At 73.1% G+C, this 25,990-nt stretch carries 22 protein-coding genes; 12 read left to right on the top strand and 10 right to left on the bottom strand.

Annotation, left to right across the window (positions count from 1 at the left end):
- Positions 1 to 14: 14 nt before the first annotated feature.
- The 3 genes from OHS81_RS10510 to glgX all read right to left on the bottom strand — a co-directional run bounded on the left by OHS81_RS10510 (position 15) and on the right by glgX (position 6,289).
- The gene (locus tag OHS81_RS10510; RefSeq protein ID WP_328384550.1) at positions 15 to 1,970 is read right to left on the bottom strand and encodes an ABC transporter ATP-binding protein; all 1,956 of its coding nucleotides are present in this window, start codon (positions 1,968 to 1,970) and stop codon (positions 15 to 17) included.
- Entirely contained in the window at positions 1,967 to 3,910 is a 1,944-nt protein-coding gene (locus OHS81_RS10505; RefSeq protein ID WP_328384549.1) for an ABC transporter ATP-binding protein, read from the bottom strand. Before OHS81_RS10505 ends, OHS81_RS10510 begins: the two co-directional genes overlap by 4 nt.
- A gap of 123 nt (positions 3,911 to 4,033) precedes the next feature.
- Positions 4,034 to 6,289 (bottom strand): glycogen debranching protein GlgX, encoded by a 2,256-nt coding sequence (gene glgX, locus OHS81_RS10500; RefSeq protein ID WP_328384548.1) that lies wholly within the window; start codon positions 6,287 to 6,289, stop codon positions 4,034 to 4,036.
- 243 nt (positions 6,290 to 6,532) lie between these two features.
- On the opposite strand from glgX, the gene OHS81_RS10495 reads away from it, so the two are divergent.
- The 7 genes from OHS81_RS10495 (at position 6,533) to OHS81_RS10465 (ending at position 13,418) form a co-directional block, all read left to right on the top strand.
- Positions 6,533 to 7,849: a L,D-transpeptidase gene (locus OHS81_RS10495; protein WP_328384547.1), complete on the top strand. Its 1,317-nt coding sequence runs from the start codon at positions 6,533 to 6,535 to the stop codon at positions 7,847 to 7,849.
- A gap of 182 nt (positions 7,850 to 8,031) precedes the next feature.
- Positions 8,032 to 9,270 carry a L,D-transpeptidase gene (locus tag OHS81_RS10490; protein WP_443058677.1) on the top strand — a complete coding sequence of 413 codons (1,239 nt, stop codon included), beginning with the start codon at positions 8,032 to 8,034 and terminating at the stop codon, positions 9,268 to 9,270.
- Positions 9,271 to 9,357: 87 nt separating this feature from the next.
- On the top strand, positions 9,358 to 10,125 hold the full coding sequence (locus OHS81_RS10485) for an enoyl-CoA hydratase/isomerase family protein (RefSeq protein WP_260635696.1): 768 nt from the start codon (positions 9,358 to 9,360) through the stop codon (positions 10,123 to 10,125).
- Positions 10,126 to 10,401: 276 nt separating this feature from the next.
- Positions 10,402 to 10,929 (top strand): ATP-binding protein, encoded by a 528-nt coding sequence (locus OHS81_RS10480; protein WP_328384546.1) that lies wholly within the window; start codon positions 10,402 to 10,404, stop codon positions 10,927 to 10,929.
- Positions 10,930 to 11,136: 207 nt separating this feature from the next.
- The gene (locus OHS81_RS10475) at positions 11,137 to 11,679 is read left to right on the top strand and encodes a hypothetical protein (protein ID WP_328384545.1); all 543 of its coding nucleotides are present in this window, start codon (positions 11,137 to 11,139) and stop codon (positions 11,677 to 11,679) included.
- Between the two features lie 57 nt (positions 11,680 to 11,736).
- The gene (locus OHS81_RS10470; protein ID WP_328384544.1) at positions 11,737 to 12,540 is read left to right on the top strand and encodes a DsbA family protein; all 804 of its coding nucleotides are present in this window, start codon (positions 11,737 to 11,739) and stop codon (positions 12,538 to 12,540) included.
- Positions 12,537 to 13,418, top strand: coding sequence for a cytochrome c biogenesis CcdA family protein (locus OHS81_RS10465; protein ID WP_328384543.1), 882 nt, complete (start codon positions 12,537 to 12,539; stop codon positions 13,416 to 13,418). The genes OHS81_RS10470 and OHS81_RS10465 overlap by 4 nt, the downstream gene beginning before the upstream one ends.
- 81 nt (positions 13,419 to 13,499) lie before the next feature.
- Here the strand turns inward: OHS81_RS10465 and dgt are convergent, their stop codons facing one another.
- The 5 genes from dgt to OHS81_RS10440 all read right to left on the bottom strand — a co-directional run bounded on the left by dgt (position 13,500) and on the right by OHS81_RS10440 (position 18,623).
- Positions 13,500 to 14,825, bottom strand: a complete 1,326-nt coding sequence (gene dgt / locus OHS81_RS10460; RefSeq protein ID WP_328384542.1) for a dGTP triphosphohydrolase — start codon at positions 14,823 to 14,825, stop codon at positions 13,500 to 13,502.
- A gap of 84 nt (positions 14,826 to 14,909) precedes the next feature.
- Positions 14,910 to 15,263: a hypothetical protein gene (locus OHS81_RS10455; protein WP_328384541.1), complete on the bottom strand. Its 354-nt coding sequence runs from the start codon at positions 15,261 to 15,263 to the stop codon at positions 14,910 to 14,912.
- A gap of 207 nt (positions 15,264 to 15,470) precedes the next feature.
- On the bottom strand, positions 15,471 to 16,301 hold the full coding sequence (nadE, locus tag OHS81_RS10450; RefSeq protein ID WP_328384540.1) for an ammonia-dependent NAD(+) synthetase: 831 nt from the start codon (positions 16,299 to 16,301) through the stop codon (positions 15,471 to 15,473).
- 190 nt (positions 16,302 to 16,491) lie between these two features.
- Positions 16,492 to 17,046, bottom strand: coding sequence for a GH25 family lysozyme (locus OHS81_RS10445; RefSeq protein WP_328384539.1), 555 nt, complete (start codon positions 17,044 to 17,046; stop codon positions 16,492 to 16,494).
- A 356-nt stretch (positions 17,047 to 17,402) separates the two neighbouring features.
- Entirely contained in the window at positions 17,403 to 18,623 is a 1,221-nt protein-coding gene (locus OHS81_RS10440; protein WP_328384538.1) for a glycosyltransferase family 4 protein, read from the bottom strand.
- Between the two features lie 234 nt (positions 18,624 to 18,857).
- Between OHS81_RS10440 and OHS81_RS10435 the strand changes: the two genes are divergently transcribed.
- Together OHS81_RS10435 and OHS81_RS10430 are read left to right on the top strand one after the other, a co-directional pair.
- Entirely contained in the window at positions 18,858 to 19,625 is a 768-nt protein-coding gene (locus OHS81_RS10435; protein ID WP_328384537.1) for a response regulator transcription factor, read from the top strand.
- 1 nt (position 19,626) lies between these two features.
- On the top strand, positions 19,627 to 21,144 hold the full coding sequence (locus tag OHS81_RS10430; RefSeq protein ID WP_328384536.1) for a sensor histidine kinase: 1,518 nt from the start codon (positions 19,627 to 19,629) through the stop codon (positions 21,142 to 21,144).
- Between the two features lie 526 nt (positions 21,145 to 21,670).
- On the opposite strand, the gene OHS81_RS10425 is transcribed toward OHS81_RS10430, so the two are convergent.
- Together OHS81_RS10425 and OHS81_RS10420 are read right to left on the bottom strand one after the other, a co-directional pair.
- The gene (locus OHS81_RS10425) at positions 21,671 to 22,840 is read right to left on the bottom strand and encodes a M56 family metallopeptidase (protein WP_328384535.1); all 1,170 of its coding nucleotides are present in this window, start codon (positions 22,838 to 22,840) and stop codon (positions 21,671 to 21,673) included.
- Positions 22,837 to 23,298 carry a BlaI/MecI/CopY family transcriptional regulator gene (locus tag OHS81_RS10420; RefSeq protein WP_328384534.1) on the bottom strand — a complete coding sequence of 154 codons (462 nt, stop codon included), beginning with the start codon at positions 23,296 to 23,298 and terminating at the stop codon, positions 22,837 to 22,839. The genes OHS81_RS10425 and OHS81_RS10420 overlap by 4 nt, the downstream gene beginning before the upstream one ends.
- 114 nt (positions 23,299 to 23,412) lie before the next feature.
- On the opposite strand from OHS81_RS10420, the gene OHS81_RS10415 reads away from it, so the two are divergent.
- The 3 genes from OHS81_RS10415 to OHS81_RS10405 all read left to right on the top strand — a co-directional run bounded on the left by OHS81_RS10415 (position 23,413) and on the right by OHS81_RS10405 (position 25,910).
- The gene (locus OHS81_RS10415; RefSeq protein WP_328384532.1) at positions 23,413 to 24,111 is read left to right on the top strand and encodes a DedA family protein; all 699 of its coding nucleotides are present in this window, start codon (positions 23,413 to 23,415) and stop codon (positions 24,109 to 24,111) included.
- A 189-nt stretch (positions 24,112 to 24,300) separates the two neighbouring features.
- Positions 24,301 to 24,906, top strand: a complete 606-nt coding sequence (locus tag OHS81_RS10410; RefSeq protein ID WP_328384530.1) for a phosphatase PAP2 family protein — start codon at positions 24,301 to 24,303, stop codon at positions 24,904 to 24,906.
- Positions 24,903 to 25,910 carry a phosphatase PAP2 family protein gene (locus OHS81_RS10405; protein ID WP_328384528.1) on the top strand — a complete coding sequence of 336 codons (1,008 nt, stop codon included), beginning with the start codon at positions 24,903 to 24,905 and terminating at the stop codon, positions 25,908 to 25,910. The genes OHS81_RS10410 and OHS81_RS10405 overlap by 4 nt, the downstream gene beginning before the upstream one ends.
- Positions 25,911 to 25,990 lie beyond the last annotated feature (80 nt).

Below are 25,990 nucleotides of genomic sequence, written 5' to 3'. Positions count from 1 at the left end.
TCCGGCGGGGCCGGCTACCCGACGCTCTCCCGCCACGCCTGGTGCAGCGCGGCGAACCGGCCCCGTCCGGCGATGAGTTCCTTCGGCGGGCCGTCCTCGACGATCCTGCCGTCGGCCATGACCAGGACCCGGTCGGCGATCTCTACGGTCGAGAGGCGGTGCGCGATCACCAGGGCCGTACGGCCTTGCAGCACGGTGGCCATGGCGCGCTGTACCGCGCGTTCGCCGGGGATGTCCAGCGAGCTGGTGGCCTCGTCGAGGATGAGGACGGCGGGGTCGGCGAGCAGGGCGCGGGCGAAGCCGACCAGTTGGCGCTGGCCGGCGGAGATCCGGCCGCCGCGCTTGCGGACATCGGTGTCGTAGCCGTCCGGCAGAGCGGTGATGAAGTCATGGGCGCCGAGGGCCTTCGCGGCGTGTTCGATCTCCGCGCGGGTGGCGTCCGGGCGGCCGAGGGCGATGTTGTCGGCGACCGTGCCGGAGAACAGGAAGGCCTCCTGGGTGACCATGACGACACCGCGGCGCAGGGCGGTGGCCGGCAGCTCCCGCAGATCGACGCCGTCGAGCAGCACTTCGCCCTCGGTGGGGTCGTAGAAGCGGGCCAGCAGCTTGGCGAGGGTGGACTTGCCGGCGCCGGTGGCACCCACCACGGCGACGGTGGTGCCCGCAGCCAGGGTCAGATCGAAGCGGGGCAGCACCTCGCCGCCTGAGCGGTAGGCGAACCGGACGCCGTGGAAGGCGACCTCGCGGCCCGGCCGGCCCGCCGCGACGGCCGGCAGCGCGGCGGGTTCCGCGGGCTCCGGCACGCCGGGGCGGAGGGCCAGCAGACCGGCGACCTTCTGGAGGGAAGCGGCGGCGGATTCATAGGCGTTGAGGAACATCCCGAGCCGGTCGATGGGGTCGTACAGCCGCCGGAGGTAGAGCACCCCGGCTGCCAGCACACCGAGCGCCAGCCCTCCCGTGGCCACACGGTAGGCGCCCCACAGGACGAGCGCGGCGACCGCGGTGTTGGCCACCAGCCGGGAGGAGACGACGTAGCGCGCCATCTCCAGGGAGGTGTCGCCGTTGATCCGGGCGTGCCGGCGGTTCAGCCGGGCGAAGGCGGCGTCGTTCGTCCGCTCGCGGCGGAACGCCTGTACCGGGCGGATGCCGCCCAGCGTCTCGGTGAACTTCACGATGACGCCCGCCATCGCCGTGGACTTCGCGCTGTAGACCCGGTGCGAACGGCGCCGGAAGCGGCGTACGAGGAGGGCGAGCGGCCCGGCGGAGACGAGGGCGGCCGCGCCGGATCCCCAGTCCAGCCAGATCAGGGTGGCGGTGATGTAGACCGCCGAGAGCACGATCGTGATCAGCTCCTGCAGCCCCTCCTCGAGGAGTTCACGCAGCGACTCCACGTCCGTGGTGGCGCGGGAGATCAGCCGGCCGGACGTATAGCGCTCGTGGAAGTCCAGGCTCAGCGCCTGCGCATGCCGGAAGATCCGGCCGCGGAGGTCGAGCAGCACATCCTGGCTGACCCGGGCGGAGAGCTGGGTGAAGCCGAACTGCAGCCCGCCGGACGCCACCGCGCACAGCACCGCCGCCACCGCCACGGCGATCAGCGGCCCGTGATCGCCCGCCCGCAGGGCCGGCACCGCGCTGTCGAGCGCGTAGGCGACCAGCAGCGGACCGGCCTGCACGGCGGCCTGCTGGAGCAGCAGCGCAACGGCCACCCAGCGGACCCGGCGCCGGTGCGGCGCCAGCAGGGAGGCCAGGAGGGTGCGTGAGGCCCCCTTGGGGGTGGGGAGCAGATCGTCTGCGAAGGCGTCGGTGGCGGGGGAGCTCCCGGTCTCCGGGATGCCCTCGGCCTCCGGCGAGCTCCCGGTCTCCGAGGGGCCCTCGGTCTGGGGGGAGTGCGGTGTGGCAGGCGGCCGTTGCTGCGGGGCGCGGTGCTCCTCGGGGTCGTCGGGCGGGAGGCCGGTTGCGGTGGTGGTCATCGGGCGCTCTCTCCCTCGCCGGACATCAAGAGGGCGTACTCGGGGTTGTCCCGGAGCAGTTGGTGGTGGGTGCCGACGGCGGCGATCCGGCCGCCGGACAGCAGCGCCACCCGGTCGGCGAGCAGGACCGTGGACGGCCGGTGGGCGACGACCAGCGCGGTGGTGGCCGCCAGGGCCCGGCGCAGCTCCGCCTCCACCAGCGCCTCGGTGTGCACATCGAGGGCGGAGAGCGGATCGTCGAGGATCAGGAAGCGCGGCCGGCCGACCACCGCACGGGCCAGGGCGAGCCGTTGCCGCTGCCCGCCGGACAGGCTCAGCCCCTGCTCGCCGACCTGCGTCGCGCTGCCCTCGGGGAGGGCGTCGACGAATCCTTCGGCCTGTGCCACCGCCAGCGCCCGCCGGAGATCGCTGTCCTGCGCACCCTCTCCGCCCATCAGCACGTTCTCCGCGGCGGTCGCCGAGAAGAGTGTGGGCTCCTCGAAGGCCACCGCGACCAGCGCACGGGCCTCGTCCCGGCTGAGCGTCGCCAGATCGCGCCCGTCGAGGGTGATCCGGCCCGCGGTCGGGTCGTACAGCCGCGGCACCAGCGCCGTCAGTGTGGTCTTCCCGCTGCCCGTCGCCCCGACCAGCGCCATCGTCTCGCCGGGCCGGATGTGCAGGGTGACGTCCTTGAGGAGGGGCGGGGCGTCCGGCGGCGCATCGGGGTAGCGGAACTCGACGCCGGAGAAGACCAGTCCGCCGGTGCCGGGCGACGCGGGGACGGGCGGGGCCGGGGCGTCCGTGGGGCGTGCGGTGGTGGCCGGTGCGCCCACGCGCGGTGCGTTTCCGGTCGGTGCGTCACCGGCCCGTGCGTCCCCCGCCCGTGCGTCCTCGGCCCGTACGCCCCCGGTCTCCCCGCCCGTCGCCGATTCCTCCACCGCGGGCTCGTCCATGACCTCGAAGTACCGGTCGGTGGCCGTTGCCGCCTCGTTGGCCATGGCCAGCAGGAAGCCGATCGACTCCACGGGCCAGCGCAGCGCCAGAGCGGTCGAGAGGAAGGCGACGAGGGTGCCCGCGGACAGCTCGCCGTCGGCCACCTGGAGCGAGCCGAGCACCAGGGCGCCGCCGATCGCGATCTGCGGAAGGGTGGTGATGCAGACCAGGATCCAGGCCAGCAGCCGGGCCTTGCGGAGTTCGGAGGTACGCAGCGCATGCGTCAGCTTCCGGAAGGACCGGGCCTGGCTGCGGTGGCGTCCGAAGCCCTTGATGATGCGGATGCCGAGCACCGATTCCTCGACCACCGTCGTCAGATCGCCGACCTGGTCCTGGGCCTGGCGGGCGGCCCGCCCGTACTTCGTCTCGAAGACCGAGCACAGCACCATCAGCGCTGGCACCGGTGCCAGCAGCACCAGGCCCAGAGACCAGCGCTGGGCCATGAGGATCACCGCGCCCACCAGGATGGTCACCCCGTTGACGAGCAGGAACGTCAGCGGGAAGGTGAAGAACATCCGCAACAGCTGAAGGTCGGTGGTCCCCCGCGACAGCAACTGGCCCGAGGGCCAGCGGTCGTGGAAGGCGACCGGCAGGCGCTGCACATGGCGGTACAGCGCCTCGCGCATCGCCGCCTCGACCCCGGCCAGCGGGCGCGCCACCAGCCAGCGCCGCAGTCCGAACAACAGCGCCTCCGCCAGCCCGAGGAGCAGCAGGAAGGCGCCACCGAGCCAGATCCCGCCCGGATCGCGCCCGGTCACCGGCCCGTCCACCAGCCACTTGAGCACCAGCGGGATGATCAGGCTGATGCACGAGGCGAGTACCGCCACGCACGCGGCGGTGCCCATGCGCGCCCGCACCGGGCGGATGAACGGCCACAGGCGCAACAGCGAGCGCACTGCGGAGTGCTGGGGTTGCCGGGGTAAGTCGGTCCGGTCGGGCGGGGGCGAGGTGTGCGCGGTGTCGGCCATCACTCGCGAGCGTAAGGCGCGTCACTGACAACGCTCATGCCATTTTCCGCCCGGCGGCCCCGCCCGCTGTTCTCGCGCCGCGCGACCGCCGCCCCGCCGCCGGACCGCCGCCCCGGGCCGTCCTCAGCCCGGCACGGCCCGGAACAGCACCACCGACCGCCCGGCCAGCGTGAGCGAGCCGCCCGCCGGGTACGGCGGCTGCGCCGCCCCCGGCTGGTCCTCCCGTGCCGTGTCGACGAGGAGTTCGTAGGCGCGGGCCCAGGGCGGTCCGGGGAGGGTGAACGGGCAGGGCCGGTCGGCCGCGTGCAGCACGGCCAGGAAGCTGTCGTCGACGATGCGGATGCCCCGGGCATCGCGTTGCGAGATGTCGTTCCCGGAGAGGTACATGCCCAGCGTGGCCCCCGGGGTGTACCAGTCCTGTTCGGTCATCTCCGTACCGTCCGCGGTGAACCACGCGAGGTCGCGCAGACCGCCCTGCCGGTGCGGCCGCCCGGAGAAGAACGCCCGGCGGCGGAGCACGGGGTGCGCGCGGCGCAGGGCGATGAGGCGGGCGGCGAGGCCGGCCAGCGGGCGCCATTCCGGGTCGTCCAGCAGCGACCAGTCCAGCCAACTGGTCTCGTTGTCCTGGCAGTAGGCGTTGTTGTTGCCGTGCTGGGTGCGGCCCATCTCGTCGCCGGCGACCAGCATCGGCACGCCCGTCGACAGCAGGAGAGTGGTCAGCAGGTTGCGCAGCTGGCGGCGGCGCAGCGCACGGACCTCCTGGTCGTCACTCTCGCCCTCGGCGCCGCAGTTCCAGGAGCGGTTGTCACCGGTGCCGTCGCGGCTGCCCTCGCCGTTGTCCGCGTTGCGCTTGTGCTCGTAGGTGACCAGGTCACGGAGGGTGAAGCCGTCGTGCGCGGTGATGAAGTTGACCGAGGCGTAGGGGCGGCGGCCGCCCCAGGCGTAGAGGTCGCTCGATCCGGAGAGCCGGTAGCCCAGGTCGCGGACGTCGTGCTGGGCGCCGCGCCAGAAGTCGCGGACGGTGTCGCGGTAGCGGTCGTTCCACTCCGTCCACAACGGCGGGAAGGCACCGACCTGATAGCCGCCGGAGCCCACGTCCCAGGGCTCGGCGATCAGTTTGACCCGGCGCAGCACCGGGTCCTGGGCGATCACCGCGAGGAACGGCGAGAGCATGTCGACATCGTGCATGGAGCGGGCCAGCGCGGCCGCCAGGTCGAAGCGGAAGCCGTCCACGCCCATCTCGGTGACCCAGTAGCGCAGCGAATCGGTGATCAGGCGCAGGACATGGGGCTGGACGACGTGCAGGGTATTGCCGCATCCGGTGTAGTCGGTGTAACGGCGGGCCTCGCCGGCCAGCCGGTAGTAGCCGCGGTTGTCGATGCCCCGCAGGGAGAGCGTCGGGCCCAGCTCGCCGGCCTCCGCGGTGTGGTTGTAGACGACGTCGAGGATCACCTCGATACCCGCGTCGTGCAGCGCCCGCACCATCCGCTTGAACTCGCCGACCTGCTGCCCCCGGGTCCCCGTGGCGGCGTATCCGGCATGGGGCGCGAAGTAGCCGATCGAGTTGTAGCCCCAGTAGTTGCGCAGCCCCCGGCGCACCAGGTGGTCCTCGTGCGCGAACTGGTGGACCGGCAGCAGCTCGACGGCGGTGACGCCGAGCCGGACCAGGTGCTCCAGCGCCGCGGGGTGCGCGAGCCCCGCATAGGTGCCGCGCAGCCGCTCCGGGATACCGGGATGGCGCATCGTGAAACCGCGCACATGCAGTTCGTAGAGCACGGAATCCGGCCAGGGCGTTTTGGGCCGGCGGTCGTCCTGCCATTCGTCGACGCCGCCCTCGTCCCCGGTGTCCTCGCCGACCACGACGCCCTTGGGGACGTACGGCGCCGAGTCCCGGTCGTCGCGCACGGTGTCGGCGACCTGCTGCTCCGGCCAGTCACGGACATGGCCGTAGAGCGGGGCCGGCAGCGCCGACCCCGCGGCGGACGGTTCCGTACGGGTGCCGAAGTCGCCGTCGACGGCCCTGGCATACGGGTCCAGCAGCAGCTTCGCCGGATTCCAGCGGGCGCCGCTCCAGGGGTCCCAGCGGCCGTGCACCCGGTAGCCGTAGCGCTGGCCGGGGTGGACGCCGGGCAGAAAGCCGTGCCAGATCTCATGGGTGAGCTCGGTCAGCGCATGGCGCGTCTCGCGCTCCGCGTCGTCGAAGAGACACAGTTCCACGGCCTCGGCGCCGCCCGCCCACAGGGCGAAGTTGGTGCCGGCGATGCCGTCGGGGCCGGTGCGATAGCGGGCGCCCAGTGGTGTGGGGCTGCCGGGGCGGATATCCGCGGGTGGGGCGAGTGGTTCATCCGCCACCGCCTCCTGCTCGGGTGCGCTCGACACGTGCCGGCCTCCTGCGGCTCATGGCTCGGTCGGGCGGCGGGCCCCGGCACGGGGTACCCCCGGCGTCCACCGGGAGAGTCCGGCCGTGCAGGTGTCCCCCGCCCTCCCCGTTGTTCTTCCCGCAACCGGGCGTTGCCTCACGCTTCCCGCGGCGGGGGCTCAGCGGCCTGTCCCGCACTGCCCGTGACATCCCGTTACGCGGCATACCTCCCAACCTGGGCATCATCCGTCACAATTCGGTATATGACCGCCCATCAGCAGAACCGAGCAGGGGACCGAGCGCAGAGCCGGGAGCAGGGCCGGGCGCGGGGCAGGGGGCCGGGCCGGGTGCCGGGCCGGCCGGGCGGGCGAGCGGCGGTGCGGGCGGCCCGCCGGGCCCGCGTCGTCCTCGCCGCCGCGGCCGGGCTCGCCGGGGCGGTGGCGCTGGCCGGCTGCGGGGACGCCGAGGGGTTCGTCGGCGGCAAGCCGCGCTCCCCGGCGGCGGCGATCAGGGTCGTCCCGCACGACGGGGCGCACGGTGTACGGGCCGACGGGCGGTTCGAGATCCGGGTGCCCGAGGGGCGGCTGGAGCGGGTCGAGGTCAGCCGGACCGGGGGCGCCGGCCGGCAGCCCGTCGCCGGGCGGATCACCCCGGACGGTATGACCTGGCGCCCGGCGGCCCGGCGCCTCCAGCCCGGCGCGAAGTACACCGTTGACGCGGTGGCGCTGGACGGTGCGGGCCGGCGCTCGGCCCGCCACACCACCTTCACCACCTCCGTGCCCGTCCGCCGCTTCACCGCCCACTTCTCGCCGCAGGGCGACGCCACGGTCGGCTCCGGCCTGATCTTCTCGCTGGTCTTCAACCGGCCGGTCGCCGACCGGGCGGCCGTCGAACGCGCCGTCAAGGTCAGCGCCCGCCCCGCCGTCGCGATCGCCGCCCACTGGTTCGGCCACCGCCGGCTGGACTTCCGGCCCCGGGAGCGCTGGCGGCCGGGCACCGGGATCACGGTGGATCTGCGGCTGCGCGGGGTGAAGGCCGGGCCGGGCGCCTACGGGACGCAGCGCCGGACCGTCCACTACCGGGTGGGCCGGGACCAGGTCAGCACCATCGATGCCGCCCGGCACACCATGACGGTGCGCCAGGGCGGCCGGGTGGTGGCGGTCCTGCCGGTCACCGCGGGCGACGACGCGAACCCCACCTACAACGGGAAGATGGTGATCCTGGAGCGGCAGTCGATGACGCGGATGGACGGCGACACCGTCGGCTTCGGTGCCGAGTACGACATCCCGGATGTGCCGCACGCCATGCGGCTCACCAGGTCAGGCACCTTCCTGCACGGCAACTACTGGGCCCCGCCCGAGGTCTTCGGCGGGCTCAACACCAGCCACGGCTGCGTCGGGCTGAAGGACATCAAGGGCGGCGGCCCCCACACCCCGGCCGGCTGGTTCTTCGGCCACTCGATCGTCGGCGACACCGTCGTGGTGGAGCACTCCCCGGAGCGTACGGTCGCGCCGGACAACGGCCTCGGCGGCTGGAACATGCCCTGGGAGCTGTGGCGGGCCGGGTCCGCGCAGCGCTGACCGGCGGCCGTCTCGGCGGCCGTCCGCCCCCTGCCTCCGCACCACCCCCGCAGTTGGGACTAAACGGTGACGTTCACGGGGAGTTCACTGTCACCGCGGTGTGGTTATCTAACGGCAAGCGCGCGGCTGTCCGCGTCCGCGCGCGCGGGGACCGCAGGCCGTGCGAGGGGGAAGGGGCAGTCGTGAACGTCCAGCCGAATTCGGGGGTGCCGGCTCGCCGGCGTCGGTGGCCGGTCAGGGGCGGGGGTGCTCCGGCCCTGCTGGTCGGCGTGATGCTGCTGCTGGTGACCGCATGCGGCGGTGACGTCGATGACGGCAAAGGGGCCGGCAAGGCGGGCGGGGAGAAGGACGCCTCGCAGGCGGCCGTGACGATAGCGCCCAAGGACGGTGCGCACGACGTCGCCACCAGCGGCGCGCTGAAGGTGACCGCGCAGAAGGGCAGGCTCAAGTCCGTCAAGGTCAAGGACGGCAAGGGCAACGAGGTCGACGGGAAGATGGCGGGCAGCGGCGCCCTGTGGCAGCCGAGCGGCCACCTCGGCGCCTCGACGGAGTACACCGTCGACGCCATAGCGGTGGACGGCAAGGGCCGGGAGGCCGCCGAGCACTCCCGCTTCACCACCCTCGTCCCGAAGAACACCTTCATCGGCCGGTACACCCCCGAGAACGGCCAGCAGGTCGGCGTCGGGATGCCGGTCTCGATCCGCTTCACCCGCGGTATCACCGACACCGAGGCCGTCGAGGACGCCATCAAGGTCAGCGCGAAGCCGTCGGTCCCCGTCGAGGGTCACTGGTTCGGCAACGACCGGCTCGACTTCCGCCCCGAGAAGTACTGGGCGGCCGGCACCAAGGTCACCCTCAAGCTCGACCTCAACGGCGTCGAGGGCCGGCCCGGGGTCTACGGCACCCAGGCCAAGGAGGTCTCCTTCACCGTCGGCCGCAGCCAGGTCAGCACGGTCGACGCCGGGTCGAAGAAGATGACCGTGGTCCGCGACGGCAAGAAGATCAAGACCATCCCGATCACCTCGGGCGCGCCGGGCACCGAGACGTACAACGGCAAGATGGTGATCAGCGAGAAGCACCTGGTGACGCGGATGAACGGCGACACCGTCGGCTTCGGCGGCGAGTACGACATCAAGGACGTCCCGCATGCGATGCGGCTGAGCACGTCCGGCACGTTCATCCACGGCAACTACTGGTCGGGCAGCGCGACCTTCGGCACCCGCAACGCCAGCCACGGCTGCGTGGGCCTCTTCGACCAGCGCGGTGGCGGCGACGGCTCCACCCCGGCGGCGTGGTTCTTCCGCAACTCCGTCGTCGGCGATGTGGTCATCGTCAAGAACTCCCACGACGAAACGATCCAGCCGGACAACGGCTTCAGCGACTGGAACCTCTCCTGGGAGAAGTGGAAGGCCCGCCAGTAGGCAGGGCGGCCGGAAGGCGACCGGGCCCGGTGCACTGTGACGCAGTGCACCGGGCCCGATGCCGTTAACGCGTACTAACCTTCCCGCATGACTGTGAATCTCGAGGTCGCCGACGGCGTAGGCACCATCCGCCTGGACCGTCCGCCGATGAACGCACTGGACATCGCCACCCAGGACCGGCTGCGCGAGCTGGCCGAGGAGGTCACCCGCCGCGACGATGTGCGTGCCGTCGTCGTCTGGGGCGGCGAGAAGGTGTTCGCGGCCGGCGCGGACATCAAGGAGATGCAGGCCATGGACCACCCGGCCATGGTGGTGCGCTCCAAGGCCCTGCAGGACTCGTTCACCGCCGTGGCCCGGATCCCCAAGCCGGTGGTCGCCGCGATCACCGGCTATGCGCTGGGCGGGGGCTGCGAGTTGGCGCTCTGCGCCGACTTCCGGATCGCGGGCGACAACGCCAAGCTCGGCCAGCCGGAGATCCTGCTGGGTCTCATCCCCGGGGCCGGCGGCACCCAGCGGCTGGCGCGGCTGGTGGGCCCGTCCAAGGCCAAGGACCTGATCTTCACCGGACGTCATGTGAAGGCCGACGAGGCCCTTGCGCTCGGCCTGGTCGACCGGGTGGTGCCGGCCGCGGAGGTCTACGAGCAGGCGCACGCCTGGGCGGCGCGGCTGGCGGCCGGTCCCGCGCTGGCGCTGCGGGCCGCCAAGGAGTCCGTCGACGGCGGCCTGGAGACCGACATCGACACCGGCCTGACGATCGAACGCAACTGGTTCGCGGGGCTGTTCGCGACCGAGGACCGGGAGACCGGCATGCGCAGCTTCGTCGAGGAAGGGCCGGGCAAGGCCAAGTTCCGCTGAAACGGCTGTTGTTGGCGGTACTTCTGAGGTTTGGGCCGGGCGCAATGCCTCGTGTGGGCGAACGAAGGAAGGCTTAATTGCGCCTTAAGGCAACCTTGTTGAGGCGCCATGACGCTTCCGCGCAGGACCGGCGTCCTGCCAGGTCAGCCGGGATGGGCCGGACCCTTAACTGCCGTTGGCATATGTCTCACCGGAGGGCTGGAACCGACGATTCCGGACAATCGATTCCGTCGGTTCCGCTCCCCTGGACGCGAGGCAACGGCCATGATGGGACGCATGGCGGGCCTCGAAGGAATGGAGCAGCCGCGGCCGCGGAGCGATCCGGCCGCCGCGCGATGGGGCATCCCCGGTCCGGACGCAGACACCGCACCGGCCCCTCGCGCACCGGCTTTTGCGGCCCCCGATCCGGTCGGTGACCCGGCTCTCGGTGAGGTGCGGCTGCCCTCGCGCCCCCAGTCCGCGGGCATCGCCCGCCGGCTGACCGCCGCCGTACTCATCGGACAGTGGGCCCTGACGCCCCAGCTCGCCGAGCACGCCGTGCTGCTGGTGTCCGAGCTCGTCGGCAACGCCGTGCGGCACACCGGCGCCCGCACGTTCGGGCTGCGGATGCTCCGCCGCCGCGGCTGGATCCGGATCGAGGTGCGTGACCCGTCCCGCGGCCTGCCCTGCCTGATGCCGGTCCAGGAGATGGACCTCAGCGGCCGCGGCCTCTTCCTCGTCGACAAGCTCTCCGACCGCTGGGGGGTGGATCTGCTGCCCCGCGGCAAGACCACCTGGTTCGAGATGCGGATCGCCGACCGCTGAGGGCCGGGTTGCCGGCCCCCGGGGGCGGCGCGGCACGGCACGGCCCGGCTTGCCCCTGGGCGCCTGTGCCCCGACGGCCCCCTCGCCCCGGCGGTTCCTGTGCCCCGACGGCCCTGAGGTCCGCTCCGGTCGGTGCTCCGCTCGCGCGATGACGATCCGTAGGATGGGATATTCATGTTCGCGCACCGGGCCCGGAGAGGAGGGGACATGCACCACGTGCGCCGCTCGGCCACGCTGACGCTGCTGCTCCTCCTCGCCGTCACCTTCGGGCCGCTGCTGTGCCGCATCGGCGGCGACCAGGCCTGGTCGGCAGGCCGGTCGGCAGCGGCCACGGCGGCCTGGAGGGCGGGCGCCGCGACGGCGGCCTCCCCGGCGGCGGCGCACCCGGCCGCGAGCCCGGCGGACGGCGACGCATCGGCGGACGGGGACGGACCCGCGGACGGGCACGCATCGCCGGACGGGTACGCACCGGCACGGCCGTCTGCCGCCACCGGCGGCCCGCGGCTCGACCCCGGTGCCCCCATCGCCGTGGCCCATGCGCCCAAGAAGTGCTCGAACCGGCATGCCCCGGGGCCTGCGGAGTCCGCCCCGCTGCCCACACCGCACCGCGGTGAGCCCCTGGCCCCCGCCACCACCGGCCCGGGGCCGCTCGCCGTGGATCTGCCCGCGCAGCACGCGCTCGCCCGGCCACCGACCGACAGCGCGCCCGCCCGCGACCGCACCCCGCTCCTGCCCGTACTGCGGATATAGGCCGCTGCCCCGACGCACACGGCCTGACCTTCCCCTCCGTACGTCTGGAGCTTCCGCATGCCCGTTTCCGCCTCTCCCACCCGCAAACTGGCCGCCATCGGCGCGGTCATCGCCCTTGTCGTGGCCGTCATCGCCATCGGGGTCGCCGTCGGCAAGTCCGTCGAGGGCGACCGCGGCACCGGCCGCAGCAATGCCCCCGAGGCCGCCGCCTCCGCCGCGCCCGAGGAGGACCCCGCACAGCAGAAGATGTTCGACGACCTCGCCCAGCGGACCAGCCGGCGCGAGGACGGCGATCCGCTGGCCGTCGGCCGGAAGGACGCCCCCGTGGTCCTGGTCGAATACGCCGACTACCAGTGCTCGTTCTGCGGCCGCTTCACCCGCGAGACCCAGCCCGGACTGATCAAGAAGTTCGTCGACGCGGGCACCCTGCGCATCGAATTCCGCAACTTCACCGTCTTCGGCGCCGACTCCGAGCGGGCCGCCCGTGCCTCCTGGGCCGCCGGGCAGCAGGGCAAGTTCTGGCAGCTCCACGACAAGCTGTACGCCAAGACCCGTAAGGGCACGGCGCTTGCCGAGGACAAGCTCGTCGAGCTGGCCCGCAGCAGCGGTGTGGCCGATATCGACAAGTTCCGTACGGACATGAAGAGCGAGGACGCCGAGCGGGCGCTGAAGAAGGACCAGGCCGAGGGGTACCAGCTCGGGGTGCAGTCCACGCCGTCCTTCCTCATCAACGGCCGGCCGGTCGCCGGGGCCCAGCCCGCCGAGGTCTTCGCCCAGGGCATCAAGGACGCCGCGGCGCGGGCGGACAAGAAGGGGACGGCGGACAAGAACGGGCCGGCGGCCAAGGGGGCCGGGGAATGAACGACATCGGCTACCTCGCGGCGTTCCTGGGCGGTGCGCTGGCGCTGCTCAGCCCGTGCAGCGCGCTGCTGCTGCCCGCGTTCTTCGCGTACTCGCTCTCGACGCCCGGCCGGCTGGTGGCCCGTACCGGCGTGTTCTATCTGGGGCTGGCCACGACGCTGGTGCCGCTCGGCGCGGCCAGTACGGTGGCCAGCCGGCTGTTCAACGGCCACCGCGATCTGCTGATCGCCGTCGGCGGCTGGGTCGTCATCGCGATGGGGCTGGCCCAGATCCTCGGCCTGGGCTTCGCCTCCCGGCGTGCCCAGGCGGCCGCGGCGAGGATCACCCCGCGCTCCGCCGTCTCCACCTTTCTGCTCGGCTGTGTCTACGGGCTCGCCGGCTTCTGCGCGGGCCCGATTCTCGGCGCGGTGCTGACGGTGACGGCGGTCAGCGGCTCACCTGTGTACGGCGCCTCGATGCTCGCCGTCTACGCGCTGGGCATGGCGCTGCCGCTGTTCGTGCTGGCGCTGTTGTGGGACCGCTGCAAACTCGGCACCCGGGGCTGGCTGCGGGGCCGTGAATTCACCCTGGGAAAGCTGCGGCTGCACACCACCTCGGTGCTGTCCGGGCTGTTCTTCATCGGTATCGGCGTGCTGTTCCTGCGTTTCAACGGAACCAGTGCGCTGCCCGGAATCCTCGACGCGGACGACGAATTCCGGGCCGAGGAATGGGCGGCGCGGATCGGGAACGCCGTACCGGACTATGCACTGATCGCGGTGGCCGCGCTGATCGTCGCCGCGGTGCTCGGCCGTATCGCGCTCCGGCCGGAGAAGAAGCCGCGGGGCGAAGCCGAGCGCTCGGCGGACGGGGCGGAACGTCCGCGGGAAGGGGCCGGATAGCGGCGGAGTGCCGGTGGCGGGGCCGGGCCGGGCCGTTGTGGAACGGCACCGGGCCCCGGCCCCCGGGGCTCACCTGCTCCCTCACAGCCACACGTTGTCGTTGACCGACCCCAGACCGGTGCCGGACAGCCGCCGGTGCAGGGCCAGCGCCTGGTCCTCGGTCAGCGAGGCCACGTGATCCGCGCAGGCACGCAGCCGGTCGCCGTGCAGCGCCAGCTCCTCGGCGCGGTCCGGCGGCAGCAGCTCGGGTGCGTCATGGGTCCAGCGCAGCAGCTCGCTCACCACCCGCCGCTTGCCGTGCTGCTGGGTGGCCAGCGCGGGGCGGTCGATGACGTAGCACCACACCAGCTCCTTGAGCAGATCGCAGGCGGCCCGCCGCTCCGGCGGGATCACCAGCCGCGCGCCGTAGCGGATCGCCGCCTCGCCGCCCACCTCCAGCTCGATCCCACGGGTGAAGTACGAGATCAGATCGGAGGTGCGGCGATTGACCGCGACCGCGTCCTCATGACTGCCGCTGTACGGAGCGGGCACCGCCAGCCGCTTGCCGATGTCCGCCATCATCACCAGCGCCGCGTCGCGGTCGAAGTGCTCGCCCTCGCGCGCCCGCTTGGCCTGTACGTAGTCCAGGAAACGGCGGGTCTCCCGCTCGGTGTCGGCGCCCGCCGCCCCGTCCGGCGGGAACAGCGCGGCCAGCGGAATCAGGCCCGTACGGTAGAAGTCCTCCACGTCGTGGCAGGCGTAGGTGACATCGTCCGCCCAGTCCATGACCTGCTCCTCGACCGGTACGGCGGTGTCCGTACGGCCGGCCCGCACCCAGGAGAACGCCTCCCGGTCGGCGACGTACACCCCCCACTTCACATGCCGCGCCGGGTCCTGGTCGACGGGCGCCCGCTCCCACGGGTATTTGGTGGCGGCGTCCAGACAGGCGCGGGTCAGGTGCAGTCCGCGATGGCCCGGGTATTTGTGGGCGGCGAGAAAGGTCAGCACCCGCAGGGTCTGCGCATTGCCCTCGAAGCTGTCCAGTACACCGTCGGCGAAGTGCAGGTCGTCCATCGTGGCGCGCAGCGCCAGCTCACCCGCGTGCCCGAAGGGCGGGTGGCCGATGTCGTGGGCCATGCACGCCGCCTCGACGAGCGCCGGACTGGGCCCGCCGTACCGGCGCTCCAGCCGCTCCGCCATCCGCCGGCCGAGCTGCGCCACCTTCATGGAGTGGGTCAGCCGGGTGTGGTACGCGCCCAGCTCGGCGCTCGCCACCACCTGGCTCTTGCCGGCCAGCGCCCGCCACTGGGTCGAATACAGGATCCGGTCGACGTCGTGCTCGAAGCCGGACCGCTGCCCGTCGTCGGGCACCCGTCGCCGGAGGGAGTGCTGCTCAAGGTCCTCATCGCTGTATGTGGCAGGTCGCATGCGCGGATGGTAGTCCTGTCCCGCCGGACGGGGCCCGGCCGGTGGTCCGGGGACGTGCGTCACCGACCTGCCCGGACAGCACATCTAGGCGCTCAGCCGGCGCCGCCAGCGTGGATGCGGACGGGGATGCGGGCGGGCGTGCACCGGGTGGGCGTCCGCCCGGCGCCGGCGGTCGTTGCAGAGCAGGCACTTTCCGTAGCCCGACGGAAGGGGATCTTCCGGGTCGCCGTACAACGGGTCGACCGCGCCGTGGGGATGGAGGGCGCAGCCGGTCGGGCCGGTCTCCGCCCCCAGCGAGCCGGCAGCGGTCAGTGCCTGCCGGAGGACGTCGACGAGCTGGTCCGCATCGCGCCGGGTCGGCGCGGACTGCAGGGACGAGGCAAGGTCGGAGGCGGTGGTCAGCGCGGACCGGAGTTCGCGCAGGTTTGCGTAACCCATGCCTCGGAGCGTAGGCGGACCCACTGACAGTTGATCTTCCGATCGCACTTCGCGGCTTCCCATGGCCGGATGCATGCCCGCTCACGCCCACGATTTAGCACCGGGACGGTGACGGTCGCCTTGCCGCTCCATGACAGGACGGGGAGCGGGACGGCCATGCCGGGGCCGGGGGAGAACCCCCGGCCGAGACCCCCCGGCCCCGCGCCCTCAGGGCGCGACCGGCAGTGCCCGCTTGTGCTCGGTGAGGCGGTAGCGGCGGACGATGGCCTGGGCGGCCGCGGCATCGACCGGGTGGCCCTCCAGGTAGTCGTCGATCTGGTCGTAGCTCACACCGAGCGCGTCCTCGTCCGGCTTGCCCGGGTCAAGGGTCTCCAGGTCCGCCGTCGGCACCTTGTGCACCAGCTCGCCGGGGGCGCCCAGCGCCGCCGACACCGCGCGTACCCGGCGCTTGGTCAGTCCGGTGAGCGGCACCACATCGGCCGCGCCGTCACCGAACTTCGTGAAGAAGCCGGAGACCGCCTCGGCCGCGTGGTCGGTGCCCACGACCAGGCCGTCATGGGCGCCCGCGACGGCGTACTGCGCGATCATGCGCTGGCGCGCCTTGATGTTGCCCTGGACGAAATCCTGGTGGTGGGCGTCACGGAAGACGAGCCCGCCGTCCACCGCGGCCTGCAGCGCCGCATCGCTCGCCGGGCGGATGTCGACGGTCAGCTCCCGGTCGGCGCGGATGAACTCCAGCGCCCGCCGGGCGTCCTTCTCGTCCGCCTGGACGCCGTACGGCAGCCGCATCGCGTAGAACGCCGCCCCGTGCCCGGCGGCGCGGGCCCGCTCCACGGCGAGCTGGCAGAGCCGGCCCGTGGTCGTGGAGTCGACGCCGCCGCTGATCCCCAGGACCAGCGAGCGCAGGCCCGTGGAGGTCAGCCGCTCCGTGAGGAAGGCCACCCGGCGCTCGATCTCCTGCTCGGCGTCGAAGGACGCGGTCACCTGGAGATCCCGGGCGATCTCCTGCTGCAGGGCCTTGGACGCCGGGTCGGTCACGGCTGCTCCTCTTGTTCTCGTGCGGCATCGGCTTGCGCCCGTGCTGCGTCTGCATCGTGTTCTCGTGCCGCGCCGCGTGGTGCGGTGACACGTTGTTCCCGTGCCGCCTACGCAGTGTTCTCATTCGGTCTGCTGCTCTGCGTACGCGCGGTTTTTCCGGCGGCGCGGAAAGGCGCGCCGACAGCAAACCTTATGCCGGGTGCGCCCACTTCTTGAGGGCGGCCTTGGTCGAGAAGTCCGCGACGTCCTTGTCCAGCGGCTGGTCGGTGTACTGGTGAATGCGCCACTTCGCCTTGATCCGGGGATGTCCGGCGGAGACGTAGTCGGCGATCCACAGGCCGTCGGCCGCGTAGGACGTGGTGTCGTGGTTGAGCCAGAAGTCGCGGTTGCAGTAGAGCAGCACGCGGTGGGTGGGGCGGAGCTTCTTCACCGCGCGCAGGAACTGGTCCTTCTGCGCATTGCTCGCGTAGGTCCCCTCGCCGGTGCGCTCCCAGTCGCAGGCGAGGAGGTCGCCCTGGACCGAGGCGCATTTCTCGACGAAGTATTTCGCCTGGGCGGCGATATTGTCCGGCCACAGAAAGTGGTAGAAACCCACCACACAGCCCGCTTTACGGGCCTTTGACACCTGTGCGGACTGGTGCGGATTGATGTAGGAGCGGCCTTCGGTGGCCTTGACGAAAACGAAGTCCAACCCCTCGGCGGAGTACGAGGTGTTGTAGGAGCTGACATCGACACCATGCAGCATGAACGGCCTCCTGCCGATCGGACCTGCGGATTCGAAGCGTCAACTGCGTGAATCCTCGACTGCGTTGCCGTGGTGCCGGGTGTTCCTCGTGTTTCCGCACTCCGGTGATCAGATGCTTCTTCGAGCCGGCGTCCCTGCGTGCGAAGCAGTCTCGTTCCAGCAGTTCAGCATGTTTGCCACCGGGGACGCCAGATTGTGGTCGGGAAGTTCCTTGTACCGCGGTCAAGTTGAGGCCTTGTACCGCGGTCAAGGGGAGTCCTCGCGTGACGGGCAAACGGAGTCCCTGTGCGACGGTCGCGTTGCGGCGGGTCCGGTTTTGCCGTCCCCGGACCGGCCCGCGGCCCGGGGACTGGGCTTCAGCGCCGCAGGGCGCGCCGCACCAGCCGCCGGGCGACGGCCCGGGCCCGCGCGAGGCTGCGCCGCCAGGCGCGGGCGGCGCGCGTCGACCGCAGCTCCTGGAAAAGGACCTCGTAGCGCTCGGCGATCGGCTCCGGGTCGTAGCGGTGCGAGCTCTCCAGCGCGGCCCCGGCCATGTCGCGGCGGCGCTGCGGGTCCTCGATGAGCTGGAGGAGTGCGCCGGCCATCGCCCGGCCGTCGCCGCGCGGCACCAGCAGCCCGTCCGTACCGTCGTGAATGATCTCGCCCGGACCCAGCGGGCAGTCGGTGCTGACGACGGGAACGCCGCAGCGCATCGCCTCGACGAGGGTCATGCCGAAGGACTCGGCGTCCGAGGCCGAGGCGACGATCGACGCCTTGGCGAACTCCGCCTCTATCGGGGAACGCGGCCCGGTCAGCTCCGCCTGCCCGTTCAGCCCGAGCCCGTCGATCAGCCCCTGGAGCTGTGCGCGCTCGGCGCCGCCGCCGTGTATCCGCAGTCGCCAGTCGGGGTGCTTGGCGGCGACCGCGGAGAACGCCTCGATCAGCAGGTCGAAGCGCTTGCCGCGGACCAGCCGGCCGGCCGCCGCGATCACCTTCGAGGTGCCCTGGGACGGCGGTCCGTCCGGTGCGGGCACGATGTTCGGCACCGACAGGACCCGTACGCCCGGCATCGGCATCCGCGCGCGGTAGACCGCGGCATCCGCCTCGGTGGTGGTCACCAGGGCGTCCAGCGTCCGGTAATGGCGGGCGATCTCGGCCCGGAGCCGCTTGCTGTGGGCGTCGTGGCGCAGGTGTTCCTGGGCGATCCGCAGGGCCCGGCGGGGGCCGAACCGCGCCAGGTAGACATTGATGCCGGGCCGGGTGCCGATCAGCACATCCGCCTCGGTGGTGCGCAGAAACTCCGCGGCCCGGACGTCGGTCAGCCGGCTGTACTGGTGGTGCCGCTTCTCGGCGAGCGGGAAGTCCTGCGCGGGCTCACCGAACAGCGGATCGGCCATGTCCTCGCTGCCGACGCGGGTGTCCACCAGCGGCACCAGCCGCACCCGGGGGTCCACGGTGAAGCGCGGGACCTCGCGGTGCCGCAGCATCGAGACGATCTCGACGTCGTGCCGGTCGGCGAGCGCGGCGGCGAGGTTGAAGGTGGTGCGGACGGTGCCGCCGATGGCGTAGGCGTTGTGCAGCAGGAGGGTGATCTTCATACGGTGTGGTGCTCTTCCCGAGATGTGCCGAGTCGTCCGACCGGCCGGTACGCTCGCGGCCGCGTCGTCGCGACCGGCCCGTCCGGCACCGGGTCACCGTGGCGGTAAGGGGTAAGCCGATGGCGTGGCGAGGGTGAGAGCCCGGTAAGAACCACGGGTGAGATCCGGGTAAGAAAGCGCCGGCGGGACCGGCCGCCCGGCATCGCACCTCCGGGCCCTTGGCAGACTTGCCGCGTGACCCATTCCGTACTGCTCGCCGAGGACGACCGGCCCATCCGCACCGCGCTGGAGCGTGCCCTGACCCTGGAGGGGTACCGGGTCACCGCTGTCGCCGACGGGATCCAGGCGCTCGCCGCCGCGCACCGCGAGCGGCCCGATGTGATCCTGCTGGACGTGATGATGCCGGGGATCGACGGGCTGCAGGTGTGCCAGGTGCTGCGGGCCGAGCAGGACCGCACCCCGATCCTGATGCTCACCGCCCGGGTCGAGACCGCGGACCGGATCGCCGGTCTGGACGCCGGTGCCGACGACTACGTGGTCAAGCCGTTCGAGGTCGAGGAGGTCTTCGCCCGGCTGCGGGCACTGCTACGGCGGACGACGGCGGGGACGGCGACGGACGAGGGCGGTGCGGGCGCCGGGCCCGGTGTGACGGACGAGGCCGAGGAGGCCGAGGGGCCGTATGACGCGCGGGCGGCGGACAGCGGTGTCGTCGAGGCCGCGGATCTGCGGATCGACGGGCCCTCGCGCCGCGCCTGGCGCGGAGAGCGGGAGCTGGAGCTGACCCGGACCGAGTTCGAGCTGCTGGAGCTGCTGGCCCGCAACGCCGGAATCGTCCTGGACCATTCGACGATCTACGACCGGATCTGGGGCTACGACTTCGGTCCCGGCTCGAAGAACCTCGCGGTGTACGTGGGCTATCTGCGGCGCAAGGTCGATGTCCCGGGCAGCCGCCCGCTGATCCACACGGTGCGTGGCGTCGGTTACGTGCTGCGGGAGGACTGAGATGTCCCGGGCCCGCGACCGATCCGGCACCGGGTCACGCGTCCCGGCCGGCCCCCGGCTGTGGGCTCGGCTGCGCGCCCGGCTGCGGGCCTGGGCGGGCTCCTGGCGCAGGGGCGGGTCGGCCGCCTGGCTGCGCACCCGTAAACCCGCCAGCCTGCGCACCGCCTTTGCGGTGGCGTTCGCCACGGGGGCGGCCGCGGTGACCGTCCTGGTCGGGTTCCTCAGCTACGACGCGGCGGCCCGGCTGGTGCGGGTCGACGAGAGGTCGGTGTTCTCGCAGGTCGTACGGGATCTGCGGACCCAGGTCCAGGAAAAGCCGTTCGAGCCCACCGACTACACGACCGTCGACCCCGACCACGACGGACCGCGCGACGACCTCACCCGGCCCACCCGTACCGATGTGCAGATCCTGGGCGCCGACGGCCGGATCGTGGAGGCGGGGCGCCCGGCCCTCCCGGCCGGTGCCGGGGAACGCCGGGTCGCCGGTGACGCGCGCGCCGGCCACCTCGCCGAGCGGGAAGCGGAGATCGGCGACGAGGAGTACCACGTGGCGACCGTGGCGCTCGGCGGCGGCCGTGGCGCCGTACAGGTCGCGCAGAAGTTCAGCGAGACCGAGGATCTGCTCTCCGCCCTGCAGCAGCGCACCGCCCTGCTGGCCGCCGCGGTCATCGCGCTGTCCGGCGCGGGCGGCTGGTGGCTGGCGCGCCGGATCACCGGCCGGCTGGTGCGGCTGACCTCGGTCGCCGAGAACGTGGCGGAGCACGGACGGCTGGACGTCCCGGTCCCGGTGGCGGGGCGGGACGAGGTCGCCCGGCTCGGGCGGGCCTTCGACGACATGCTCGGCCGGCTGGCCAGCGCCGTCCAGGACCAGCAGCGCCTCGTCCAGGACGCCGGCCACGAGCTGCGGACCCCGCTGACCTCGCTCCGTACGAATATTTCGCTGCTGAAGCGGTTCGAGGAACTGCCGCCGGACGCCCGCGACGAGCTGCTGGCCGATCTGGCGGGCGAGGCCCGGGAACTCAGCGATCTGGTCAATGAGCTGGTGGATCTGGCGGCCGGGCAGCGGGACGACGACCCGCTCTCAGAGGTGAGCCTGGCCGAGGTCGCCGAGAAGGCGGCCGCCTCGGCGCGTCGCCGCACCGGCCGGGAGATCACCGTACGGACCGTCCGCCCGGCGGTGGTCGAGGGCCGGTCCGCCGCGCTGCACCGTGCGCTCACCAACCTGCTGGAGAACGCCGCCAAATTCGACGCGGGCGGGACCGAGCCGATCGAGGTCGTCGTCACCGGAGCCCGCATCGAGGTGCTGGACCGCGGCCCCGGTATCGCGGACGCCGACCTCACCCGGGTCTTCGACCGCTTCTACCGGGCCGCGGTGGCCCGCGGTCTGCCGGGTTCCGGACTCGGCCTCGCCATCGTCCGCGAGATCGCCACCGCCCACGGCGGCCATGCGTTTGCCGCGCGGCGGTCGGGGGGTGGCGCAGTGCTGGGCTTCACGGTTGGCCGGGGGCCGGGGGCCTAGGTCCACGTTTTTGCGCTTTGTCGCCGCCCCGTTTTCGGCTGTCCCGCCGTGGGGGTTTCTCTTTGTTGCGCCTGGCGGCGGGCCGATCCGCTGCGCTTTGCCTCCGCCTCGCTTTGGGCTTTTCCGCCGTTGCGCCTGCGCCTGGCGGCGGGCCGATCCGCTGCGCTTTGCCTCCGCCTCGCTTTGGGCTTTTCCGCCGTTGCGCCTGCGCCTGGCGGCGGGCGGGTCCGCTGCGCGGGGCTGTGGGTGCGGTGACGGGCCTGCGCGGGTGGGGTGCCGGACTGCTTCGCTTTACGTCCGGCACCCCACCCGCTCCGGCCCGTCCCCTCCCGTTGGAGGGTGGGGAAAGGCTGGTGGGGGTGGGCGTGGGTGGTCCGGTGCTGCTCGTGGAACACGTGGAAATGCCTACGACCGTGGCCCGCCCCCATCCACATTCACTTACTCACCCACGGGAGGGGACGGGCCGGAGGGGCAGGGGTGTGGGACGTAAAGCGAAGCAGTCCCACACCCCTGCCCCGGAGGTCCGTCACCGCACCCACAGCCCCGCGCAGCGGACCTGGCCCGCCGCAGGCGTCACGGCGGGAAAGCCGAAAACGGGGCGAGGCGAAGCGCAGCGGACCTGGCCCGCCGCAGGCGTCACGGCGGGAAAGCCGAAAACGGGGCGAGGCGAAGCGCCGCGGACCCGCCCCGCCGCAGGCGAAACGGCGGGAAACCCAAAAACGTGGGCAGAGGCAAAGCGCAGCGAACCGGCCCCCTGGGCCACCTCCACCGTCTCGTGGAGATCCGTCGCGGCGTCCAGGGCGGAGGCCGCGGACAAGCCCAGACAGGCCAGCAGGGCGGCCGCGGCGATCAGACGGCGGCCGTGGACGGCGGTGCGCGGCGGAGGGGCCGCGGGCCGTTCGGGGGCCAGCAGGGCGGCGACCCGGCGGGGCACCGGGCCGGTGGTCGCGGCGAGGACGGTGCCGGGGCGGTGTGCGTCCGCGGCGGCGGGGCGGGCGGCCAGCGCGGCGCGGCCGATGGCGCGGGCCGTGACGCGGCGGTCGCCCACCCGGGACGCGGCGGTTTCATCGGCCCAGCGCTCCAGGGCGTAGGCCAGCGGGGCGCGCAGGGACCGGAGCAGGGGGTGGCAGACCGCGGCCAGCGCGGCCGTGAGCAGGAAGAGATGGTGCCGGCCCGCGAGATGGGCACGCTCATGGGCGAACAGCGCCTCCCGCTCGTCCGGGGGAAGCGCCCGCAGCATCCCGGCCGTGACCACCACCCGTCCCGGCCGTCCCGGCAGGGCGTAGGCGTCGGGCGCGGCGTGCGGCAGGACGCACAGATCGCCGGAGGTGTGGTGGGCGTCGGTGGCGAGGCGGGCGGTGCGCAGTTCGGTGTGGTGGCGGCGGGCGCGGTGGACGACGGCGAGGGCGGCGGCGCCGAGCAGACCGGCGGCGGCACCGGCGGCGGGGACCGACACGACCGGATCGCCGCCCAGCAGCGGCAGGGAGAGATGGCCCAGGGCGGCGACCGGCGGCAGTCGCAGCGCCCCGGCGGTCAGCAGCAGGCCGAGCGCCGCGGTCGTACAGCCGGCCAGCGCGACCGCGCAGCCGGTCAGCAGCCAGGCCGCGGCGCGCGGCGGCAGCGACTCCGCCAGACGGCGGGCGGCCGGCACCGCGAGCAGCGGCATCAGCAGGGGGATCCATACGGCGAAGATCATGGTGCGGCACCGGGGCCGGGGGCGGTGCCGGGGTCGGCGCCAGGGCCGGGGCCGGGCTGTGAGCCGGCCCCCGGTCCCTCGGGGGCGCCTTCCGCGCCCTCCAGAAGGGACCGCAGCAACTGCTCGTCCTCGCTGGTCAGCTGGGAGACGAAGCGGGCGAGCGCGGTGCCGCGGTCGTCCTGCTTGTCGAGTTCGCTGCGCATCCGCCGGGCGGTGAGCCCCGCGGAGTCCTGTATGGGGGAGTACACGAAACCGCGGCCGGCCCGGGCGCGGGAGACCGCCCCCTTGTCGTGCAGCCGGGTGAGGATCGTGGTGACAGTGGTCCGCGCGAGCCGGCCGCCCAGCGCGCTCTGTACCTCGGCGGGGCTCAGCGGCCCGCCGGCCGCCCAGAGCGCCGCGAGCACGCTCGCCTCCAGCTCCCCGGCCAGGCGCCGCTGCACGGGTGATGTCTCCGACATGGAACGCCCTTCACCTTTTCGTCGTCTACAGTTCCGTAGACCGTCTACGGGACTGTAGTCGGTCGGGCCGGCCGGAAGCCGGGCCCGCAACCCATTATGGGAGGGGCCGCTGACATGTCCGCTGCCGCCGCATTTCCACAGGTGACAGGGGTCGTCCAGGCCGTGAACGTGCTCGATGCCGGCTCCCTGCTGGCCGCGTTCGGCGCGCTGGGTGTCGCCGTTGTGCTGTTCGCCGAGACCGGGCTGCTGATCGGCTTCTTCCTGCCCGGCGACTCCCTGCTGTTCACCGCCGGACTGCTGTGCGCCCCGGGCACCGGCGGCGCCGTCCACCTCGTACTGCCCCAGGTCCTCACGGCCGCCGCCGTCGGTGCGCTCGCCGGATCCCAGACCGGCTACTGGATCGGCCGGCGCGGCGGCCGTGCCCTGCTGGCCCGCAGCCGCGCCCGCCGGCTGCACGAGGGCGCCGCCCGCGCCGAGGAGTTCCTCGCCCGCTACGGCCACGGCAAGGCCATCGTCCTCGCCCGCTTCGTCCCGGTCGTCCGCACCGTACTGAACCCGCTGGCCGGCGCCCTGGGCGTGCCCGCCCGCACCTTCGCCCTCTGGCAGATCGCGGGCGGCCTGCTCTGGACGCTCGGCCTCACCCTCGCCGGATACGCCCTGGGCACGTCGGTACCGAACGTCGACCGCTATCTGCTGCCGCTGGTCGCCCTGGTGGTGCTGGTATCGCTGGCCCCGCTCGCCGTCGAACTGCTCCGCTCCCGCAGACGCCCGTCAACGGCCCCCGCCCGCCCCACACCGCCGCCCGACGCCTGAACCACGTCCCACGACGCCTGAAGTACGCCCCACCCGTCCACCCGTCCACCCGTCCACCCCTCCACCTGTCCGGCGCCCTCCGCGCCGAGCCGCAGAGCGCGGAACCGGGGAGCGCCGAGCCGGAGAGCACCGACCCGCAGAGCACCGACCCGCAGAGCTGCGCAGCACCGAGCCGCCAAGGAGAACCCCGTGACCCACCTCGCCTTCGGGGGAGCCTCGATCGACGGCGGCCCGTACACCCGGATCGTCTACCTCGCCCAGCACGCCCCGCACTCCCTCAACACCCTCCTCTCCTACTGGACCGACTACGGCCTCGCCCTCTTCGCCGCCCTGATGCTGATCGGCTGGTGGCGCGCCAGAAGCGGCGCCTCCGGCGGCATGGCGCTGGCGCTGGTCACCCCTCTCGTCGTGGTCGCCGCCTTCCTCGTCAGCGACCTCGTCAAGATCCTCTTCGACGAACAGCGGCCCTGCCGGACACTCCACACCGCCACCGTCGAGGCCTGTCCCGGCCCCGGCGACTGGTCCTTCCCCAGCAACCACTCCGCCATCGCCGCGGCGGCCGCGGTCGCCCTGCTGCTGTGCGACCGGCAACTGGGCCGGATCGCCGTACCGGCCGCGCTCCTGATGGCGGCCTCACGCGTCTGGGTCGGTGCGCACTACCCGCACGACGTCGCCGCCGGCCTGATCGCCGGCGCCCTCGTGGCCCGCCTGCTCACCCCCCTCGCCCGCCGAGCGGCCCCCGCCGTCGACCGGATCCGCGCCACCCGGCTGCGCCCCCTGGTGGCCGCGCGGTGACGGCGTCGGAGAGGGAACCGGGAAGGGAACGGGGACGGGGGCGGGAACCCGAACCGGAGCGGGGACCCGAACCGGAGCCCGAACCGGAGCGGGAACCGGGACGGGCGCCGGAGCCGGGACGGGCACCGGAACCGGGGCTGCAGCGGCCGGACCCGGAGCCGGCCCCGGAGCCGGATCCCCATCCTCGCCCGGAGCCGACCCCCCACCCGGACCCCGACCCGGACCCGGACCCCGACCCCGACCCGGACCCCGACCCCGACCCGGAGCTCGCCCCCCACCCCGCCCCGGAGCCGACCCCGCACCCCGGCCCATGGCGACGCCCCGCCACCGCCCCCCTCCTGACCTTCGCCGCGGTCTGCGCCGCGCTCTTCGCCGCCGTGGCCCTCACCGTGTCCCTACGGCACGGCGCCCCGCTCGCCCCCGAACGGGCCGCCCTCCACTGGTCCACTGCTCACCACGGCGAGCCGCTGCGCTCCCTGGCCCGCGCGCTGACCGCCACCGGCAGCGGACCGGTTCCCTATCTGCTGGCGGTGCTCGCCGGCCTGCTGGCCGGCCGCGGTGCGGCGGGCCGGCTGCGCGCGGTGCTCTGCGCCGTCGCCGTCCTCGCCGTCGGCCAGGCGATCCGTTACGGCCTGATGGAACTGCTCGCCCGCCCCCGTCCGCCGGCCGCGGACCGGGCCGCGCACGCCTCCGGCTACGCGTTCCCCTCCGGCCACGCCACCACCTCGGCGCTGGCAGCCGGAATCCTGGCCTGGGGCATCGCCCGGTACGCCCGCCCCGCCGTGGCCCGCACCTGGTGCGCGGTACTGGCCCTCTGGGCCGCCGGAGTCGGCCTCACCCGCATCTATCTGGGCGTCCACTGGCCGGGCGATGTCCTGGCCGGCTGGCTGCTGGCGGCCACCCTGCTGGCCCTCGCCCTGCTCCTCGACCCCTTCGCCCGCCCTCGCCGGAACAGCCCGGCCCGACCGGCAAAGGCGCCCGATAGCGCACATTCCCATGAATAGCTGACGATCGGACCAGATCTTCCCCAAGGCGGCATGGACGCGTCCCACGCCGAGCAGCACTGTCCTGGGCGCCGGGACAA

This window comes from Streptomyces sp. NBC_00400 (genome assembly GCF_036048035.1).
Classification (GTDB): Bacteria; Actinomycetota; Actinomycetes; order Streptomycetales; family Streptomycetaceae; genus Streptomyces.
The sequence above is the reverse complement of the archived record's forward strand: the minus strand, read 5'-3'. Positions and strand labels throughout refer to the sequence as shown.